The following is a 17,365-nucleotide window of genomic DNA, read 5'->3' on the forward strand; positions in this document are numbered from 1 at the left end:
GCCGGGTTCGGGAGTGATATCTACTGATCAGGCTAAAAGGCCAGTAGCATCCCGAACCGCGCGCGATTCTAGCAGCTTTTAAAGGCGTGTCTTTAATGTGTAGAGCAAATCAAGTGCTTTACGTGGCGTCATGTTGTCCAGATCGAGCTTGGACAGGTCATCCAGAACCGGGTGCGGCAAGCTGGCAAACAGATCGCTCTGCTGCGGCGGTGCCTTTTTTCCGGGGGCCGCGCGCGGCGCTTCATGGGGCAGGCTTGTGGTTTCAAGACGGCTCAAGTGTTCGCGGGCACGAGTAATGACATTGCTTGGAACCCCTGCCAATTGCGCGACTGCCAAGCCATAGCTTTGGCTCGCCGGGCCGGGTAAGACGTGGTGCAGAAACACGATGCGTTCGTTGTGTTCAGTCGCGCTCAAGTGCACGTTGGCCACCAGCGGTTCGTTCTCGGGCAGCACCGTGAGTTCAAAGTAATGCGTGGCGAACAGGGTGTAGGCACGCAATTGGGCGAGCCGCTCGGCAGCAGCCCATGCCAGCGACAAACCATCGAACGTGCTGGTACCGCGCCCCACTTCATCCATCAGCACCAGGCTGCGGTCAGTGGCGTTATGCAGAATGTTCGCGGTTTCGCTCATTTCGACCATGAAGGTTGACCGCCCGCCGGCCAGGTCATCGCTGGAGCCGATCCGGGTGAAAATCCGGTCCACCAGCGACAGTTCACAGCTGGCGGCGGGCACAAAGCTACCGATATGCGCGAGCAATACAATGAGTGCGGTCTGGCGCATGTAAGTGGATTTACCGCCCATGTTCGGGCCGGTGATTACCAACATGCGAGTGTTGTCATCCAGCGCCAGGTCGTTGGCGACAAACGGCGTTGTCAGCACTTGCTCGACCACCGGGTGGCGACCTTGGCTGATGCGCATGCACGGCTCAGTGACAAAGCGCGGGCAGTTCAAGTCAAGGTTCAAGGCGCGTTCGGCCAGGTTGCTCAGTACATCCAGCTCGGCCAGTGCCGCTGCCGTGTCTTGTAGCGGTGGCAACTCCCCGATCAGGGTTTCAAGCAAGGCTTCGTACAGCATTTTCTCGCGGGCCAGCGCCCGGCTTTTCGCTGACAGGGCTTTGTCTTCAAAGGCTTTGAGCTCGGGCGTGATAAAGCGCTCCGCACCTTTAAGTGTCTGGCGGCGGATGTAATCGGCGGGAGCCTGTTCAGCCTGTTTGCTGGGCAACTCGATGAAGTAGCCATGAACACGGTTGTAGCCGACCTTCAGGTTGGCCAGGCCGGTGCGGGCCTTTTCGCGGGCCTCAAGATCAATCAGAAACTGCCCGGCGTTTTCGCTCAGGGACTGCAGCTCATCCAGTTCGGCGTCATAACCGGTCTTCAACACACCGCCATCGCGAATCACCGCAGGCGGGTTATCGATAATGGCTTTGTCCAGCAGCGCTGCCAGTTCCGGGTAGGTGCGGGTGACCGTTGCCAGGTGTTGCAGGTGCGGTGCCTCAAGGCCGAGCATCGCATCTTGCAGCTCAGGCAGGGCGCTCAAGGCATCACGCAGTCGTGCCAGGTCGCGTGGGCGGGCATTGCGCAAACCGATACGGGCCAGAATACGTTCCAGGTCACCGATTTCCTTGAGCTGCGGTTGCAGTTTTTCGAAGCGATAACCGTCCAGCAGGCAGGTAATGGACGACTGGCGCGCCAGCAGAACAGTCAAATCCCTAAGTGGCCGGTTCAGCCAGCGCGTCAGCAGGCGACTGCCCATTGACGTCTGGCAGCGGTCAACCACCGATTGCAGCGTGTTGTCGCGGCCACCGGCCAGGTTAGTGTCCAGCTCCAGATTGCGACGGCTGGCCCCATCCAGCACGACGGTATCGTCCAGGCGTTCATGGCGCAGGCTGCGCAAGTGGGGCAGGGCGGTGCGCTGGGTTTCCTTGGCGTAGCTGAGCAAACACCCGGCGGCACCGATGGCCAGTGTCAGGTTCTCGCAGCCGAAACCTTTAAGATCCTGGGTGGAGAATTGCTGGCACAGGCTTTTCAGCGCCGAATCGCGCTCAAAGTCCCACGGTGCACGCCGCCGCACGCCCCGGCGCTTTTCGGCTGGCAGCCCTTGTGGCCAGTCGTCCGGGATCATCAGTTCTACCGGGTTGATCCGCTCCAGCTCCGCCAGCAGGTTCTCCCAGCCCTTGATCTCCAGCACCGAGAAGTTGCCACTGGTGATGTCCAGTACGGCAAGGCCAAACAAACGCTCATCGCCCAGCACTGCGGCGATCAGATTATCGCGGCGTTCATCCAGCAGCGCTTCATCGCTGACCGTACCCGGCGTAATGATCCGCACGACCTGACGATCCACCGGACCTTTACTGGTAGCAGGGTCACCGACCTGTTCGCAAATCACCACGGACTCGCCCAGCTTGACCAGCTTGGCCAGGTAACCTTCCGCCGCATGGTAAGGAATCCCGCACATCGGGATGGCCTGGCCGGCAGATTGCCCACGCGCCGTAAGGGTGATATCCAGCAGCTTGGCGGCTTTCTTCGCGTCTTCGTAGAAAATCTCGTAGAAGTCGCCCATGCGGTAAAACATCAACTGATCAGGGTGCTGGTTTTTCAAACGCCAGTACTGCTGCATCATTGGCGTGTGGGAGGACAGGTCGCTGGTATTTTTACTCATGAGGGGGCTTAGGCGGGTTCGTTTGAAAAGAGGGGTAAAAAGTGGCGCAAGGCGCTGGCTTTTCGCAATGTACTCAAGGTTAACATGCCAGTCCCCTGCATCTACAGGCGCGAATCCGTCTGCAATCGCGGGGCGCTCTATATAGAAGAAACAGAATCTGCCCGCGATGAACCGGCGTGCAGATCAAGGTCACTATCTGTCAGGAGACGATCATGGATTCACTCTCTCAACTCGCGGCTGAGCTCGGGCAGCAGTTACAGGCGCTTAACGCTCAAGTGACCACTGCCGAATCCTGCACCGGTGGGGGGATTGCACAGGCCATCACCCGAACGCCCGGCAGTTCTGCCTGGTTTGAAGCCGGCTTTGTCACGTATTCGAACCGGCAGAAAACGCGACAACTGGGGGTTCCAGAGCCATTGTTTGCCCAGGTCGGTGCGGTCAGCCGTGAAGTGGTTGAGGCCATGGTGCGCGGTGCGCAGGTGCAAAGTGACGCGCGATTCGCCGTTGCAGTCAGTGGTGTCGCCGGGCCGGGAGGCGGGTCGGTGGACAAACCGGTAGGCACCGTCTGGTTGGCGTGGGGCGTGGGTGACGTGGTCACCGCCGAGTGCCGGCACTTCCCCGGTGATCGTGATGAGGTGCGCTTGCAAACGGTGAAAGCTGCTTTGGAGGGGCTAATACGCCGAACGGTAGGCGAAATAAAAAATCAGGGGTAGGCGATCCTTTAACCCTGTGGAATAATACTGTCTACTTATACAGTTATCGGCCGACCGGCCATATTGATTACGAGAGGACTTTAATGGACGACAACAAGAAGAAAGCCTTGGCTGCGGCCTTGGGTCAGATCGAACGTCAATTCGGCAAGGGTGCCGTGATGCTGATGGGCGAGCAAGAGCGTCAGGAAGTACCGGCGATCTCTACTGGTTCCCTCGGCCTGGACATTGCGCTGGGCATTGGCGGTCTGCCAAAGGGTCGTATTGTTGAAATTTACGGTCCGGAATCGTCAGGTAAAACCACGCTGACCCTGTCCGTGATTGCCCAGGCGCAAAAAGCCGGTGCAACCTGTGCTTTCGTCGACGCCGAACACGCCCTTGACCCTGAATATGCGGCCAAGCTGGGTGTGAACGTCGATGACTTGCTGGTTTCCCAGCCTGACACCGGCGAGCAGGCGCTCGAAATTACCGACATGCTGGTGCGCTCCAATGCGGTTGACGTGATCATTATCGACTCCGTAGCGGCACTGACACCTAAAGCTGAAATCGAAGGCGACATGGGTGATATGCACGTTGGCTTGCAAGCCCGTCTGATGTCCCAAGCGCTGCGTAAAATCACCGGTAACATCAAGAACGCCAACTGCCTGGTGATCTTCATTAACCAGATCCGCATGAAAATCGGCGTAATGTTCGGTAGCCCGGAGACCACCACCGGGGGTAACGCGCTGAAGTTCTACTCATCTGTACGTCTGGACATCCGCCGCACGGGTGCAGTGAAAGAAGGCGATGTGATTGTCGGCAGCGAAACCCGCGTCAAAGTGGTCAAGAACAAAATGGCCCCGCCATTCCGTCAGGCCGAGTTCCAGATTCTTTACGGCAAGGGTATCTACCTGAACGGTGAGATGATCGATTTGGGTGTGCTGCATGGTTTCGTCGAGAAAGCAGGCGCGTGGTACAGCTATAACGGCAACAAAATTGGTCAGGGCAAGGCGAACTCTGCCAAGTTCCTGGACGATAACCCTGAAATCAAAGACGCTCTCGAAAAACAACTGCGCGCCAAACTGTTGGGGCCAAAGACTGATAGCGAGTTGGCAGAATTGAAGGTTATGCCAAAACTGAGCAAGGCAGCCAAAGCCGCTGCCGATGAAGCCGAAGCTGCAGAAATGGCGCTCGAAAACGCCGGCTCAGGTGCTGAAAACGATAACTGACAGCCCTTATGACAGTCGTTTTGGAAGACCTCGTCTCGGTACGACGAACGGCAATGGACCTGCTTGCGCGGCGCGAGCACGGTCGAGTCGAGCTGGCGCGCAAGCTGCGTCAGCGCGGTGCCTGCCCTGAGATGATTGATACGGCTCTGGACCGTTTGACGGAAGAGGGCTTGTTATCAGAGTCGCGTTACCTTGAGAGTTACATCGCTTACCGGGCAGGCTCCGGGTACGGCCCTTTGCGTATTCGCGAAGAGCTGAACCAGCGGGGCTTACCGCGTGGGGATGTCGAGCAAGCGTTGCGTGAGTGCGGTTTTAACTGGCAAGAACGACTGGAAGAAACCTGGCGGCGCAAGTATTCCGGGCAGTTACCCCACGATGTGAAGGAGCGTGCCCGCCAAGGGCGCTTCCTGGCGCATAGAGGGTATTCGCTTGAAATGATTGGCCGCCTGTTAAGCGGCCGAGAGTTTGACGACTGACGGTGTAACCGTTCTTCTGCACAGGCCTGTTCAGGCGTGTGCAACCCGGCAGTTCTTGCCAGATTTCGTAGCGGTGCCTGTGGGCCACGCTACGAAATGCGCCCGACTCTCAATCCCAATGTTGCGGCAGGTTGATAAAGTCGATCAGCTCGCGCAATCGGCCTTGATTTCTACCGCTGAACGTAAAGCTCAGACGGCTAAGGTGGCTGAGGCCCGGTTCATCGTCTTGCTGTTGATGAAAACCGTCCTTCAAACAGATATCTGCAAATGCCTGTTGAATATGAACCAGCGCCGACGGGTTGACTGGGCGTTTCATGCGTAGCACGAAGGTTTTGTTCAGCCAACGAGTCGAGTGGAAGTTACTGTAAAACTGGGTGATGTGCGCCACTGCCTCTTCAGCGCTGTGTACCAAACGTACCAGCTTGAGGTCATTGGGAAGAATGTATTGGTTGGCTTCCAACTGCGCATGAATAAAGTCCAGCGCACTGTTCCAGAACGTCCCCCCCGGCATGTCCAGCAGCACCACCGGTACCAGCGGTGTTTTTCCGGTTTGAATCAGTGTCAGGACTTCCAGGACTTCATCCAGCGTGCCAAAACCGCCGGGGCACATCACCAGCGCTTCAGCCTCCTTGATGAAGAACAGCTTGCGGGTGAAGAAAAAATGAAAAGCCAGCAGGTGATCGCTGTCGTGGATGGTTGGGTTGGCGCGCTGTTCGAACGGCAGGGTGATGTTGAAACCCAGGCTGTGGTCAAGCCCGGCACCTTCGTGGGCCGCGGCCATAATGCCGGCTCCGCCTCCGGTAATCACCATCATGTCTGCTTTTGCCAGGGTTGCACCGACCTCGCGGGCCAGCGCATAGAGCGGGTGTTCGACGGGCGTGCGTGCGGAGCCGAATACGGTCACTTTGCGCCGGCCTTTAAAGGTCTCAAGTGTTCTGAAGGTTTTTTCGAATTCACGGATGGCTTGCAGCGTGATTTTGGCATTCCAGCGATCAAAGTCATCGTGGGCCATGCGCAAGGTGGTCAGTAACATTTCTCGGTAGAGTGCACGGTTCGGGCTGTTTGGCGCTGCTTCTTGCAGTAACTCATCAACCCGCTGAACAAAATCCAGGCCTTGGTTCTCAAAATAAAGAGCCAGGGTTTCATTGGATGGGTCAGGCATGTACTTCTCCTTCTGTACAACGTCCAGGCGCTGAATGTTAGACATGATCGTTCGATGATGGTCTGGCGAGGTCTTTGCTGGCAATAGCTAATTGCCTGATGCCGATGAAGATTCAGTGAGGCAGTGATGGGCGTTGAGCGCGTGCAAACGCCGCTGTGAGCAACGGCGTTTGCAGGGGGAAGGGGGGATTACTTTTTACGCTGGCAGTTACTGGCCTGAAAGTCCTGCACCAGTACCGATGTGTTCACCTTGTACTCCCTGAAGCTGTAGCGCAGCGTGGCACCTTGCTGCATCAGCGTGCGGAAACCGTCGTTGCTGCACACGCTCTTACCCAGTTTCTGCACGGTCTCCTCAGGGTTGGAGCGCATTTGGGCGGCTAAAGTCGGGCTGGTTTCCAGGTTATTGATCAGAACGGTACCGTCAACCGTGAAGCCTTTATCCAGCAAGTCGGGATTAATAGCCCTTGGTGTGCCGTCATTGCTTTTCTCTGCGACCTTTAACAGGGTTTTGTTCAGCTCAAAGTCTTTGAGAGAGGCTGCTTGCGCGCTCAAGGGTAAGGCGAAAACAAGCGCGAGGGCCGGAATAATGGTGCGCAACATGAAACTCTCCTGATTCAGTGACGCAGGTTTTGACCCGCCACGTATCTATGTGTTCAGTGGCGCGAGAGTATAGGTCAGCATCATCAGGCATGAAATGCCAAAGGTGATGGGCTCGCGTGCTGGTGCCTTGCCTCTGTTAGACTTCGCGGCTTCCTGATTTTTATCCGTTTTTTTGCCAGTACACGGTAAATGGGCGGTCGGTGCCTTAAGTACATACCCATGACCATGACAACGTTTTCCCCTAATGCCGTAGCCCGATTGCGAGACGAGCGTGAAGAGGAGAGTACCAAGCCCTATTTGGCCCGTGGTTCACGTGCGCCACGCTGTCATACCTGTCGCGTGATCGAGAGTCATTGCCTGTGCAACTGGCGACCGCACGTGGCGACCCGCGCGGGTGTGTGCTTGATCATGACCAAGAAAGAAGTGTTCAAGCCCAGCAATACCGGTTGGCTGATCGCTGACGTGGTGAGCGATAATTTTGCCTTTATCTGGTCACGCACCGAAACCGACCAGGCTTTACTGGCGTTGTTGGCTGATCCGCAGTGGCAGCCTTATCTGGTGTTTCCTGGTGAATATGTCGCGCCTGAGCGCGTAACGCACACCGTTGAGATCGATACCCGCAAGCGACCGCTGTTCATTTTGTTGGACGCGACCTGGACCGAAGCCCGTAAAATTTTCCGCAAAAGCCCTTACTTCGATGCGCTGCCCATTCTCAGCCTGTTACCGGAGAAACTTTCGCGTTACCGCTTGCGCCGATCGACTCGCAATGAGCACTTGTGCACGGCGGAAGTCGCGAGCCTGTGCCTGGACCTGGCGGGCGATACCCTGGCTTCCCGCGCACTGGATGCTTACTTCGATGTGTTCAGCCAGCACTACCTGGATGCCAAGAACCAGTTACCGATCAATGAGAACAGCGCAGCCCATCGGGAGTTGAGCGTTTTCTGTAAAAGACCTTCGCCGCAATTGTGCTCAATAGACTAAAGAAGTAGCGCTACAATTTTGTCCATGCCGTAAGCGCGTGCTCGGTGCCCGTGTCAGGTAAATTCTTGACCACCCTGGGTTCGCTGGGCATGCTTGGCAGCCGATTCGGTTGCAGTAGCGGCTCAGACGCTTATATTTGCCGACGTTTGGCGTAAATCGCGCCCTTGAACAGCTGTTTATCAACGGTTGTTCAAGATGCATAGCGAGCACTGGCCATGATCAGCGCTCGCCTGAAACAGGATCATTTGAAACATGGCCACCTACGAAATCCTGATAGCCGACGACCATCCTCTGTTTCGCAGTGCTTTGCACCAGGCCGTGACCCTGGGACTGGGTTCAGATGTGCGTCTGGTTGAAGTCGCCAGCATTGCCGAGCTGGAAAAACAGCTGGCAGACAAGGCTGATTGGGATCTGGTTCTGCTCGACTTGAACATGCCAGGGGCTTACGGGTTCTCCGGGCTTGTGCTGCTGCGTGGGCAGTACCCGCAAATTCCGGTCGTGATGGTCTCTGCTCAGGAAGAAGCCTCGGTGATGGTGCGTTCGCGAGAGTTCGGTGCCAGTGGCTTTATTCCTAAATCCAGCTCACTGGATCAAATTCAAAAAGCCGTGCGCGCCGTGCTGGACGGCGATGTGTCCTGGCCGCCGCAAGCGTTTGAAGAAGTCCAGGTGTCGGCTGAGGCCAAAGCAGCCAGCGAAGGGCTGGCAAGCCTCACGCCACAGCAGTTTCGCGTGTTGACGATGGTGTGTGAGGGGCTGTTGAACAAGCAGATTGCCTATGAGTTGAGTGTGTCTGAAGCGACGATCAAAGCACACGTGACGGCCATTTTCCGCAAACTGGGGGTTCGTACCCGCACCCAGGCCGCGCTACTATTGCAGCAGCTTGAGTCCATCTCTAACCACTAAACGTTTGCGCTTCACGCTTTTTTGATGAAACGTGAACTGGTTTTTGTACGAAATGCCTTCAGCGCAGCCGCACCGCGCGCAGACGCATTTCCTACAGAACCTGGCGCTCCCCTCCCATTTCTTGTGCAGTTGCCTATCTATGTCTCCTTTTAAAGGTAAAACCGGGTTTAAGCGGATTTTGAATGCTGGCGGTTATTCGCTGGACGGTTTACGTGCTGCCTTTACGGGCGAGGCTGCCTTTCGGCAATTGGTGCTGCTCAATGTTGTATTGATCCCGCTGACATTTATTTTGAATGTCAGCCGGGTAGAGCGTGCTGTGCTGATCGCCGTGTGCTTATTGGCCCTGATTGTTGAATTGCTCAACTCGGCCATTGAAGCGGCCATCGACCGAATTTCCCTGGACCTGCACCCCCTGTCGAAGAATGCCAAGGACATGGGGAGCGCCGCTCAGTTTGTGGTACTGACCCTGATTGCTGTTGTCTGGGCTGTCATTTTGCTTTAGGCAATGGCGGGCAATACGATCTCGTCGCTGCGCTGAACCCCGGCGGTGAAGGCGCGGCACAACTCCAGGAACTCACGCATGGCTGACGTTTGGTACTTCTTTTTGTGCCAGATAAAGTAGAACTGCCGGGAAAGATCCAGCTCCGGGGTTTCGACGGCCACCAGGCTGCCACGCCTGAAGGCGTCACGCAGTGCCAGGCGTGAGATACAACCGATGCCCAGGCCCGACTCCACCGCACGCTTGATCGCCTCTGTGTGTTCCAGTTCAAGACGGATATTGAGCGCGCTTTGGTGATGGCGCATGGCTTGGTCAAAAGTCAGGCGGGTGCCCGATCCCTGCTCACGCAGAATCCAGGCTTCGCGGGTCAGTTCATGAAGGGTGGCGTGACCGCGCGTCGCCAGCGGGTGCTGAGGCGCGCAAAACACCACCAATTCATCCTCGACCCAGCTCTGGACTTCGATATCCGGGTGGCTACAGTCGCCTTCGATCAGACCCAGATCAATTTCATAATGCGCGACTTGTTGCACGATATGGGCGGTGTTCTGAACAATCAGTTTGACCTGGCTTTCAGGGTGGGCCTGCATAAAACTACCGATCAATAAGGTGGCCAGGTAGTTGCCAATGGTGAGGGTTGCGCCCACGGTCAGCGAGCCGAAACCGGATTTGCCATTGAGCAGGTCTTCTATTTCCTTGGCCTGGTCCAGCAGTGCCACCGCCTGGGGTAACAGTTGTCGGCCGAGGGCGTTGAGGCTTAAGCGTTTGCCGGCGCGGTCAAACAGTTGGCAACTGGTCTGGCGCTCCAGTTCAGTAATGGACGTGCTGGCGGCCGACTGCGAAAGGGCCAACAAGCCAGCAGCGCGAGACACGCTCTCTTGTTGGGCGACGGTAACGAACACTTGCAGTTGTCTGAGAGTAAATCGCATATCGATATAACCGATAACCCTTATCTTGATAATTCAGTTAACAGATATTGTCGTCGCCATTAGAATGTTATGCAATCGCGCTCATCGTCAGCGCACGCGAAATCAGGAGCCCCGTACATGAGCAACATGAACCACGAACGTGTCCTCAGTGTTCACCACTGGAACGACACCCTGTTCAGCTTCAAGTGCACCCGCGACCCGGGCCTGCGCTTTGAGAACGGTCAGTTCGTGATGATCGGCCTGCAACAACCCAACGGCCGTCCGCTTATGCGTGCCTACTCGATCGCCAGCCCGAACTGGGAAGAGCATCTGGAGTTCTTCAGCATCAAGGTGCCGGATGGCCCGCTGACCTCCCAGTTGCAGCACTTGAAGGAAGGCGACGAGATCATCATCAGTAAAAAGCCTACGGGTACGCTGGTGCTGGACGACTTGAAGCCGGGTAAACATCTGTACCTGCTCAGCACCGGTACGGGCTTGGCCCCTTTCATGAGCGTCATCCAGGACCCGGAAACCTACGAGCGTTTCGAAAAAGTGATCCTGTGCCACGGCGTGCGTTACGTCAATGAAGTGGCGTACCGCGAGTTCATCACGGAGCACCTGCCGCAGAACGAGTTCTTCGGCGAAGCGCTGCGTGAAAAACTGATCTACTACCCCACCGTGACCCGTGAGCCTTTCGAGAACGAAGGCCGCCTGACTGATCTGATGCGCAGCGGCAAGCTGTTCAGCGATATCGGTCTGCCCCCGATCAACCCGCAGGACGACCGCGCCATGCTGTGCGGCAGCCCGAGCATGCTCGACGAAACCAGCGAAGTGTTGAACAGCTTCGGTTTGACCGTGTCGCCGCGTATGCGCGAGCCGGGTGACTATCTGATCGAGCGTGCCTTCGTCGAGAAGTAAGCCTCGCTCAACAAAGAGCCCGCGCTACCGGACGGTGGCGCGGGCTTTTTGCGCTCTGGCCCCTATCACTGCGCTGTTGGGATGACCTCTAGCACGCGGATCAAGCCGGGCTCGGGGTAGTGCCAACGTACATCCAGGTCCCAGAAGCGAGCCCCGTACTGGCGCTCGGCGGTGGGCGTCTGATAGGCCGGACGCGGGTCTTGGGCCAGGCATTGCTCGATCAGTTCCACCAGCGGTTCCTGAAGGCGCAGCGCCTGGGTGTGTGCCTGCTGCAGCGCTGTGTCGGCCCATTGCACGGGTATCTGCTCGGGGGGCGTGCTGGCCATGCAATTACTGGCCGTGTCGATGATGTCGGCATAGGGTACGTAGGGCTTGATATCTAGCACGGGGGTGCCATCCAGCAGGTCGATGCCGGAAATGTACAGGCGGCCGGCTTCTACCCGGTCCAGCTTGACCACCGATTGGCCTATACCGTTCGGGCGATGGGTTGCACGGGTCGCGAACACCCCCATCGACGTGTTTCCGCCCAGGCGCGGTGGTCGCACCTTGAGGCGGGGCTTGTCTTCCAGCGTCTGATGAAACACAAACAGCAACCAGATATGGCTGACCTGTTCCAGGCCTTGCACGGCATCGCCCTGATCGAACGGTGCAACTAGTTCCAGCACGCCACGGGCTGCGGGTGCCAATTGCGGCTGGCGCGGAATGGCGAATTTCTCCTTGAAACAGGAGCGCACAAAGCCGACAGGGGAAACGGTGTAGGGCATGGTCGCGGGCTCCCAGCTATAAGCTGCAAGTTTTAAGCTGCAAGCTAAAAGCGGCAAATATGTTGATTCAGGCTTTTGACTTAAGCTTGCAGCTCAACCCTGCTTTAGGCTCTAACCCGCAGGGTTAGCCCCTTGAGGAAGTTACGCAGCAACTGGTCGCCACAGGTGCGGTAGTTGGTGTGGCCGAACTTGCGGAACAAGGCGCTCAGTTCAGGCTTGGACACTGGGAACTCGGCTGCCTTTAGGATGGCGTGCATGTCGTCTTCCTTGAGTTCGAAGGCCACGCGCAATTTTTTCAGAATGGTGTTGTTTGTAACCGGCAATTCCACCGGAACGGGCGCACGGCTGTCGTCCTTGCCGCGTTTGAACACGACCAGGCCGTCCAGGAAGTGAGCCATCACGTTGTCCGGGCAGCGCACAAAACCGTCTTCTTCGTCTTTTTTCAGGTAAGTCAGCACGTCTTCTTTAGTGACGTCCAAACCGCCCATCTTGATGATTTCGACAACCTTGTTGTCACTGATGTCGAGCATGTAGCGCACGCTACGCAGTACGTCGTTATGAATCATGTGGTCAATCCTGATATTCAGCAGTGAGCATCGCAGGCAGTGCTGCGGTGTCGAAATGTTCGGGGCTGGTGGTGTTTAGAACTTTTCGGTGGTCGCCATATAGCGCCACTGGCCGACAGGCAACTTGCCCATCGATACGCCACCAATACGAATGCGGCGCATGGAAATGATGGTCAAGCCGACGGCCTGGCAAAATTGTGCAATGACGCCCGGCTGCGGATTCTTCATCGCAAAGCGCAGACGATTTTCGCTCTGCCAGCTGGCCTTGACGGCGGGCAACTCGCGACCTTTGTAGGTCATGCCGTGGTTAAGGCGGTTCAAACCGTGTGGGGCCATCTCGCCGGAGACTTCAACCACATATTCCTGCTCGATTTTGTTGGCATCGGCAGTCAACTTGCGCACGATTTTCCAGTCCTGGGTGAACACCAGCAGGCCGCTGGCGTTGGCTTGCAGCTCATTGCCAACGGTCAGGCGCAGGAAGTGCCCTTTAAGCGGTCGTTTGCCGTAGCGATGTTCTTCGCTCAGGGTCTCTGGGCCAATCAGTGCCATGGCGCTGTCCGTGTCGAGGCCCGCGGGCGCGTTCAACAAAATAGTCACGGGCTCGGGTGGCGTGGCCTTGGCATGCGGGTCCAGTTCGACTTTTTGGGCGTCGACCTTGAACTGCGGTTCGTCGATGACTTCGCCATCTACCGTGACCCAGCCACCTTCAATAAACAGTTCGGCCTCACGGCGGGAGCAGCCGACGAGTTCGATGAGGCGCTTGGAGAGACGTATCGGTTCAGACATGACAGGAGCCGTAAAAGTAGGGGGCGGTTATTGTACCCGCCTGGCACCTGTTAAGTCCGGCAACATTTGCCTTGGGCGGGCTACGGGTGCTTGTAACGCAAGTGTAAGAGGGGATAAGGCTTGCCCATGCCATCTGTTTCACTGCGCCCTACTGGTTCGAAGCCTTGTTTCAAGTAAAACCCCAAGGCCTGCGGGTTTTGCTCGTTGACATCCAGCTCCAATGCGTTGAAGTGATGGATGGCATGATTGAGCAGGTATTTCCCGACACCTTTGCCACGATAGTCCGGGTGGATAAACAGCATCTCAACTTTGTTTGCCGCCACACCGGCAAAGCCTGCGATGCGTTTCTTGGCAGGATCGCGAACGCAAAAAAGCATTACGGCATCCAGGTAGTGTTTTTTGACGAGGTCGCGCAGTTCACAGATGTAGGCGTCGGTTAAAAAGTCATGGGTCGCGCGAACCGAGGCTTCCCAGATGTGGGTGAGGCTGTCGTAGTCCGACGCCGCCGGGGTGGTGATGGTCCAGTGCTGTCGCATCAAATGTGTCTCCTGACACGTTTTTTATAAGCGTTGACCTGAATGATAGTTGCAAAAAAAGCCCTGGCGCACGCGCGGCAGGGCTTTTAGCGTGTGTTATTGAACGCTTAGAGCGCTTCAGCCCACAAGTCATACTCGTCGGCATCGGTCACACGGCACAGGATCTTGTCGCCCGGCTTGATAGCTTTATCGGTAGCGATAAAGACGTTGCCGTCGATTTCCGGTGCGTCGAAGAAACAACGACCGACTGCGCCCTGTTCATCGACCTCGTCGATCAGCACTTCGATTTCCTTGCCGATTTTCATTTGCAGGCGTGCGGCGCTGATGGCTTGTTGGTGAGCCATAAAGCGCTCCCAGCGATCCTGCTTGACGTCGTCCGGTACGATGGCCGCGTCCAGCAGATTGGCAGGTGCGCCTTCAACCGGCGAGTACTGGAAGCAACCGACGCGATCCAATTGAGCTTCGGTCAACCAGTCAAGTAGGTACTGGAAGTCCTCTTCAGTTTCACCCGGGAAGCCGACAATAAAGGTCGAGCGGATGATCAGGTCAGGGCAGATCTCACGCCAGTTTTTGATGCGTGCCAGGGTTTTGTCTTCAAAGGCCGGGCGTTTCATGGCCTTCAGCACTTTCGGGCTGGCGTGCTGGAACGGGATGTCCAGGTACGGCAGGATTTTGCCGGCGGCCATCAGCGGAATCAGTTCGTCAACGTGCGGGTACGGGTAGACGTAGTGCAAGCGCACCCACACACCCAACGTGCTCAGGGCTTCGCAGAGTTCGGTCATACGGGTTTTGACCGGCGCACCGTTCCAGAAACCGGTGCGGTATTTCACATCCACGCCATAGGCGCTGGTGTCTTGGGAAATCACCAACAGCTCTTTCACGCCGGCCTTGACCAGGCGTTGAGCTTCATCCAGCACATCGCCAACCGGGCGGCTGACCAGTTTGCCGCGCATCGACGGGATGATGCAGAAGCTGCAGCTATGGTTGCAGCCTTCGGAAATTTTCAGGTACGCATAGTGGCGTGGGGTCAGCTTGATACCTTGTGGCGGTACCAGGTCGATCAGCGGGTTGTGGTCCTGGCGCGGCGGTACGACCTGGTGCACTGCGTTGACCACTTGCTCGTACTGCTGCGGGCCGGTCACGGCCAGCACGCTAGGGTGAACGTTGCGGATATTACCTTCCTCAACGCCCATGCAGCCGGTCACGATGACCTTGCCGTTTTCTTTGATGGCCTCGCCAATCACTTCCAGCGATTCAGCCTTGGCACTGTCGATAAAGCCACAGGTGTTGACCACCACGACGTCAGCGTCCTGGTAGGTGGAAACGACGTCGTAGCCTTCCATACGCAACTGCGTAAGGATGCGTTCGGAGTCGACGAGTGCTTTCGGGCACCCCAGTGAGACGAATCCGACCTTGGGGTTGGCTGGCGTGGTAACGGTGGACATGGCGAACCTCGGTATGTAGTGACGTTACATGCCCGTAAAGGCTGCACGACGAACGGACGCTTGATGCGCCTCTAGTGAAAAAAAGTGCGCAATTTTAGCTATGGTCAACGCACTTGACCAGCGTTATACGGGGATTTACGACGAGTGCTGCGCTATGCTGCGCGCCGCTGCGAAAGTAGTATTTTTGTTGCAGGATATTTCACTCATAACAGTCAGGCATTTAGCGCATGCTGCGGCATAAAGCGCAGTGCTTGCGGGTAAAACACGATCCCAAGTCGTAGGAGTGGTTGATGGGGCAGGCAAGCAGTCAGGCAACAGAACATGGTCACTCAACGGCAAAGCCTGTCGGGATGCTGGTGGCAGCGGTTGGTGTGGTGTATGGGGACATCGGGACCAGCCCGCTGTACACCCTTAAAGAGGTGTTTTCGGGCGGTTACGGGGTTCAAGTCAACCATGACGGCGTGTTTGGCATTTTGGCGCTGATTCTGTGGTCGCTGATTTGGGTGGTATCGATCAAGTACGTGCTGTTCATTCTGCGCGCCGACAACCAGGGCGAAGGCGGGATCATGGCCCTTACGGCATTGGCGCGGCGGGCGGCGTCACCTTACCCGCGGCTGCGTTCGGTGCTGGTGATTCTGGGCTTGATCGGGGCGTCGCTGTTTTACGGTGACAGCATGATCACCCCGGCCATCTCGGTATTGTCCGCCGTTGAGGGGCTTGAACTGGCCTTTGACGGATTGGATCACTGGGTTGTGCCGCTGGCGTTGGTCGTGCTGGTGTTGCTGTTTTTGATCCAGCGGCATGGCACCGCCAGTATCGGCAAGCTTTTCGGGCCGGTCATGGTGGTGTGGTTTGTGGTGCTGGCAGGGCTGGGCATTCATGGCATCGCGCAACACCCTGAAGTACTCAATGCGCTAAACCCGGTGTGGGCGGTACGCTTCTTTGTATCGCACCCGGGCATGGGCGTGGCCATTCTGGGTGCCGTCGTGCTGGCGCTGACGGGGGCCGAGGCGCTGTACGCGGACATGGGGCATTTTGGGCGCAAGCCAATTGCCCGTGCCTGGTTCATCCTGGTGTTGCCTGCACTGGTACTCAACTATTTCGGTCAGGGTGCGTTGCTGTTGGAGAACCCTGCTGCGGCGCGCAACCCGTTCTACTTGCTGGCCCCCAACTGGGCGCTGATTCCGCTGGTTGTGCTGTCGACACTGGCCACCGTGATTGCCTCTCAGGCGGTGATCTCAGGCGCGTTCTCCCTGACACGTCAGGCGATTCAGCTCGGTTACATACCGCGCATGCACATTCAACATACCTCCAGTGCTGAGCAGGGGCAGATTTATATCGGTGCAGTGAACTGGTCGCTGATGGTGGGCGTCATTTTGCTGGTGTTGGGTTTTGGCTCTTCTGGCGCGTTGGCATCGGCTTATGGCGTTGCCGTAACGGGCACGATGTTGATCACTAGCATATTGGTGTCGGCGGTCATGCTGCTGCTGTGGAAGTGGCCGCCGCTGTTGGCGGTGCCTGTGCTAGTGGGCTTTTTGCTGGTCGACGGCCTGTTTTTTGCGGCCAACGTACCGAAAGTTGTACAGGGCGGCGCTTTCCCGGTGTTGGCGGGGATTGTGCTGTTTGTGTTGATGACCACGTGGCGGCGAGGCAAGCAGTTGCTGGTTGAGCGGCTGGACGAGAACGCGCTGCCATTGCCCCTGTTTATCAGCAGTATTCGGGTGCAGCCGCCGCATCGCGTTCAAGGCACGGCGGTTTTTCTGACGGCTCGCCCGGATGCTGTGCCCCACGCTTTGTTGCACAACTTGCTGCACAACCAGGTGTTGCATGAGCAAGTCGTGTTGCTCACGGTGGTCAACGAAGATTCCCCGCGGGTGCCGGCCGAGCGACGCTTTGAAGTGGACTCGTATGGCGAGGGGTTCTTCCGGGTGATCCTGCACTTCGGTTTTATGGACGAGCCGGATGTACCTGAAGCGTTGAAGTTGTGCCATCTCGATGAGCTGGACTTCAGCCCGATGCGCACGACCTACTTTCTCAGCCGTGAGACGGTTATTGCGTCCAACCTGGTGGGTATGGCTCGATGGCGTGAAGGGTTGTTCGCGTTCATGCTCAAAAACGCCAACGGCAATTTGCGGTTCTTCAAGCTGCCGGTGAACCGGGTAATCGAACTGGGTACCCAGGTTGAGATGTAGCGCCTGATAAAAGTCCCGGTTCATGCCTGGCCTGTGGGAGCAGCCGGTCGCCGCTCG

General features: G+C 57.1%; 17 protein-coding genes. 8 read left to right on the top strand and 9 right to left on the bottom strand.

The features are described 5' to 3' along the window. Positions 1-78: 78 nt before the first annotated feature. Positions 79-2,658, bottom strand: a complete 2,580-nt coding sequence (gene mutS / locus Q1W15_RS15590) for a DNA mismatch repair protein MutS (RefSeq protein ID WP_300730082.1) — start codon at positions 2,656-2,658, stop codon at positions 79-81. Positions 2,659-2,870: 212 nt separating this feature from the next. On the opposite strand from mutS, the gene Q1W15_RS15595 reads away from it, so the two are divergent. The 3 genes from Q1W15_RS15595 (at position 2,871) to recX (ending at position 5,052) form a co-directional block, all read left to right on the top strand. Then, complete coding sequence (locus Q1W15_RS15595; protein WP_300730083.1) at positions 2,871-3,371, top strand: CinA family protein; 501 nt, start codon at positions 2,871-2,873, stop codon at positions 3,369-3,371. 83 nt (positions 3,372-3,454) lie between these two features. Then, the gene (gene recA / locus Q1W15_RS15600; RefSeq protein ID WP_300730084.1) at positions 3,455-4,576 is read left to right on the top strand and encodes a recombinase RecA; all 1,122 of its coding nucleotides are present in this window, start codon (positions 3,455-3,457) and stop codon (positions 4,574-4,576) included. A gap of 8 nt (positions 4,577-4,584) precedes the next feature. Further along, positions 4,585-5,052, top strand: a complete 468-nt coding sequence (gene recX, locus Q1W15_RS15605; RefSeq protein WP_300730085.1) for a recombination regulator RecX — start codon at positions 4,585-4,587, stop codon at positions 5,050-5,052. A 109-nt stretch (positions 5,053-5,161) separates the two neighbouring features. Here recX and Q1W15_RS15610 read toward each other — a convergent pair whose 3' ends face one another. Both Q1W15_RS15610 and Q1W15_RS15615 read right to left on the bottom strand, forming a co-directional pair. Next, positions 5,162-6,214, bottom strand: coding sequence for a TIGR00730 family Rossman fold protein (locus Q1W15_RS15610; RefSeq protein WP_300730086.1), 1,053 nt, complete (start codon positions 6,212-6,214; stop codon positions 5,162-5,164). Positions 6,215-6,402: 188 nt separating this feature from the next. Then, positions 6,403-6,813, bottom strand: coding sequence for a PA3611 family quorum-sensing-regulated virulence factor (locus Q1W15_RS15615; RefSeq protein WP_300730087.1), 411 nt, complete (start codon positions 6,811-6,813; stop codon positions 6,403-6,405). Between the two features lie 219 nt (positions 6,814-7,032). Here Q1W15_RS15615 and Q1W15_RS15620 point away from each other — a divergent pair, with 219 nt between their 5' ends. From Q1W15_RS15620 to Q1W15_RS15630, 3 genes are all read left to right on the top strand, one after another. Next, positions 7,033-7,794 (top strand): tRNA-uridine aminocarboxypropyltransferase, encoded by a 762-nt coding sequence (locus Q1W15_RS15620; RefSeq protein ID WP_300730088.1) that lies wholly within the window; start codon positions 7,033-7,035, stop codon positions 7,792-7,794. A 252-nt stretch (positions 7,795-8,046) separates the two neighbouring features. Then, positions 8,047-8,697 (top strand): response regulator transcription factor ErdR, encoded by a 651-nt coding sequence (erdR, locus tag Q1W15_RS15625; RefSeq protein WP_300730089.1) that lies wholly within the window; start codon positions 8,047-8,049, stop codon positions 8,695-8,697. Between the two features lie 139 nt (positions 8,698-8,836). Next, positions 8,837-9,199, top strand: a complete 363-nt coding sequence (locus Q1W15_RS15630; RefSeq protein WP_300730090.1) for a diacylglycerol kinase — start codon at positions 8,837-8,839, stop codon at positions 9,197-9,199. Here the strand turns inward: Q1W15_RS15630 and Q1W15_RS15635 are convergent. Further along, on the bottom strand, positions 9,196-10,122 hold the full coding sequence (locus Q1W15_RS15635; protein WP_300730091.1) for a LysR family transcriptional regulator: 927 nt from the start codon (positions 10,120-10,122) through the stop codon (positions 9,196-9,198). The genes Q1W15_RS15630 and Q1W15_RS15635 overlap by 4 nt on opposite strands. A 117-nt stretch (positions 10,123-10,239) precedes the next feature. Here Q1W15_RS15635 and fpr point away from each other — a divergent pair, with 117 nt between their 5' ends. Then, the gene (gene fpr, locus Q1W15_RS15640) at positions 10,240-11,019 is read left to right on the top strand and encodes a ferredoxin-NADP reductase (RefSeq protein ID WP_007923929.1); all 780 of its coding nucleotides are present in this window, start codon (positions 10,240-10,242) and stop codon (positions 11,017-11,019) included. 65 nt (positions 11,020-11,084) lie between these two features. Here fpr and tsaA read toward each other — a convergent pair whose 3' ends face one another. The 5 genes from tsaA to rimO all read right to left on the bottom strand — a co-directional run bounded on the left by tsaA (position 11,085) and on the right by rimO (position 15,116). After that, positions 11,085-11,783: a tRNA (N6-threonylcarbamoyladenosine(37)-N6)-methyltransferase TrmO gene (gene tsaA / locus Q1W15_RS15645; protein WP_300730092.1), complete on the bottom strand. Its 699-nt coding sequence runs from the start codon at positions 11,781-11,783 to the stop codon at positions 11,085-11,087. 104 nt (positions 11,784-11,887) lie between these two features. Then, the gene (locus Q1W15_RS15650) at positions 11,888-12,349 is read right to left on the bottom strand and encodes a DUF1456 family protein (protein WP_300730093.1); all 462 of its coding nucleotides are present in this window, start codon (positions 12,347-12,349) and stop codon (positions 11,888-11,890) included. 75 nt (positions 12,350-12,424) lie between these two features. After that, complete coding sequence (locus tag Q1W15_RS15655; RefSeq protein WP_300730094.1) at positions 12,425-13,135, bottom strand: rRNA pseudouridine synthase; 711 nt, start codon at positions 13,133-13,135, stop codon at positions 12,425-12,427. An 80-nt stretch (positions 13,136-13,215) separates the two neighbouring features. Further along, positions 13,216-13,671 (bottom strand): acetyltransferase, encoded by a 456-nt coding sequence (locus Q1W15_RS15660; protein WP_300730095.1) that lies wholly within the window; start codon positions 13,669-13,671, stop codon positions 13,216-13,218. Between the two features lie 107 nt (positions 13,672-13,778). After that, complete coding sequence (gene rimO / locus Q1W15_RS15665; RefSeq protein WP_300730096.1) at positions 13,779-15,116, bottom strand: 30S ribosomal protein S12 methylthiotransferase RimO; 1,338 nt, start codon at positions 15,114-15,116, stop codon at positions 13,779-13,781. Between the two features lie 290 nt (positions 15,117-15,406). Here rimO and Q1W15_RS15670 point away from each other — a divergent pair, with 290 nt between their 5' ends. Continuing rightward, a complete protein-coding gene (locus Q1W15_RS15670) occupies positions 15,407-17,308 on the top strand; it encodes a potassium transporter Kup (protein WP_300730097.1) in 1,902 nt (633 codons plus the stop codon). The last annotated feature ends 57 nt before the right edge of the window (positions 17,309-17,365 follow it).

This window comes from Pseudomonas sp. (assembly GCF_030150285.1).
Taxonomy (GTDB): domain Bacteria; phylum Pseudomonadota; class Gammaproteobacteria; order Pseudomonadales; family Pseudomonadaceae; genus Aquipseudomonas.

What these genes read in the sequence shown, in the direction of transcription:
- mutS (WP_300730082.1), bottom strand. Translation starts at nt 2,658, where the DNA reads ATGAGTAAAAATACCAGCGACCTGTCCTCCCACACGCCAATGATGCAG.
- Q1W15_RS15595 (WP_300730083.1), top strand. Translation starts at nt 2,871, where the DNA reads ATGGATTCACTCTCTCAACTCGCGGCTGAGCTCGGGCAGCAGTTACAG.
- recA (WP_300730084.1), top strand. Translation starts at nt 3,455, where the DNA reads ATGGACGACAACAAGAAGAAAGCCTTGGCTGCGGCCTTGGGTCAGATC.
- recX (WP_300730085.1), top strand. Translation starts at nt 4,585, where the DNA reads ATGACAGTCGTTTTGGAAGACCTCGTCTCGGTACGACGAACGGCAATG.
- Q1W15_RS15610 (WP_300730086.1), bottom strand. Translation starts at nt 6,214, where the DNA reads ATGCCTGACCCATCCAATGAAACCCTGGCTCTTTATTTTGAGAACCAA.
- Q1W15_RS15615 (WP_300730087.1), bottom strand. Translation starts at nt 6,813, where the DNA reads ATGTTGCGCACCATTATTCCGGCCCTCGCGCTTGTTTTCGCCTTACCC.
- Q1W15_RS15620 (WP_300730088.1), top strand. Translation starts at nt 7,033, where the DNA reads ATGACCATGACAACGTTTTCCCCTAATGCCGTAGCCCGATTGCGAGAC.
- erdR (WP_300730089.1), top strand. Translation starts at nt 8,047, where the DNA reads ATGGCCACCTACGAAATCCTGATAGCCGACGACCATCCTCTGTTTCGC.
- Q1W15_RS15630 (WP_300730090.1), top strand. Translation starts at nt 8,837, where the DNA reads ATGTCTCCTTTTAAAGGTAAAACCGGGTTTAAGCGGATTTTGAATGCT.
- Q1W15_RS15635 (WP_300730091.1), bottom strand. Translation starts at nt 10,122, where the DNA reads ATGCGATTTACTCTCAGACAACTGCAAGTGTTCGTTACCGTCGCCCAA.
- fpr (WP_007923929.1), top strand. Translation starts at nt 10,240, where the DNA reads ATGAGCAACATGAACCACGAACGTGTCCTCAGTGTTCACCACTGGAAC.
- tsaA (WP_300730092.1), bottom strand. Translation starts at nt 11,783, where the DNA reads ATGCCCTACACCGTTTCCCCTGTCGGCTTTGTGCGCTCCTGTTTCAAG.
- Q1W15_RS15650 (WP_300730093.1), bottom strand. Translation starts at nt 12,349, where the DNA reads ATGATTCATAACGACGTACTGCGTAGCGTGCGCTACATGCTCGACATC.
- Q1W15_RS15655 (WP_300730094.1), bottom strand. Translation starts at nt 13,135, where the DNA reads ATGTCTGAACCGATACGTCTCTCCAAGCGCCTCATCGAACTCGTCGGC.
- Q1W15_RS15660 (WP_300730095.1), bottom strand. Translation starts at nt 13,671, where the DNA reads ATGCGACAGCACTGGACCATCACCACCCCGGCGGCGTCGGACTACGAC.
- rimO (WP_300730096.1), bottom strand. Translation starts at nt 15,116, where the DNA reads ATGTCCACCGTTACCACGCCAGCCAACCCCAAGGTCGGATTCGTCTCA.
- Q1W15_RS15670 (WP_300730097.1), top strand. Translation starts at nt 15,407, where the DNA reads ATGGGGCAGGCAAGCAGTCAGGCAACAGAACATGGTCACTCAACGGCA.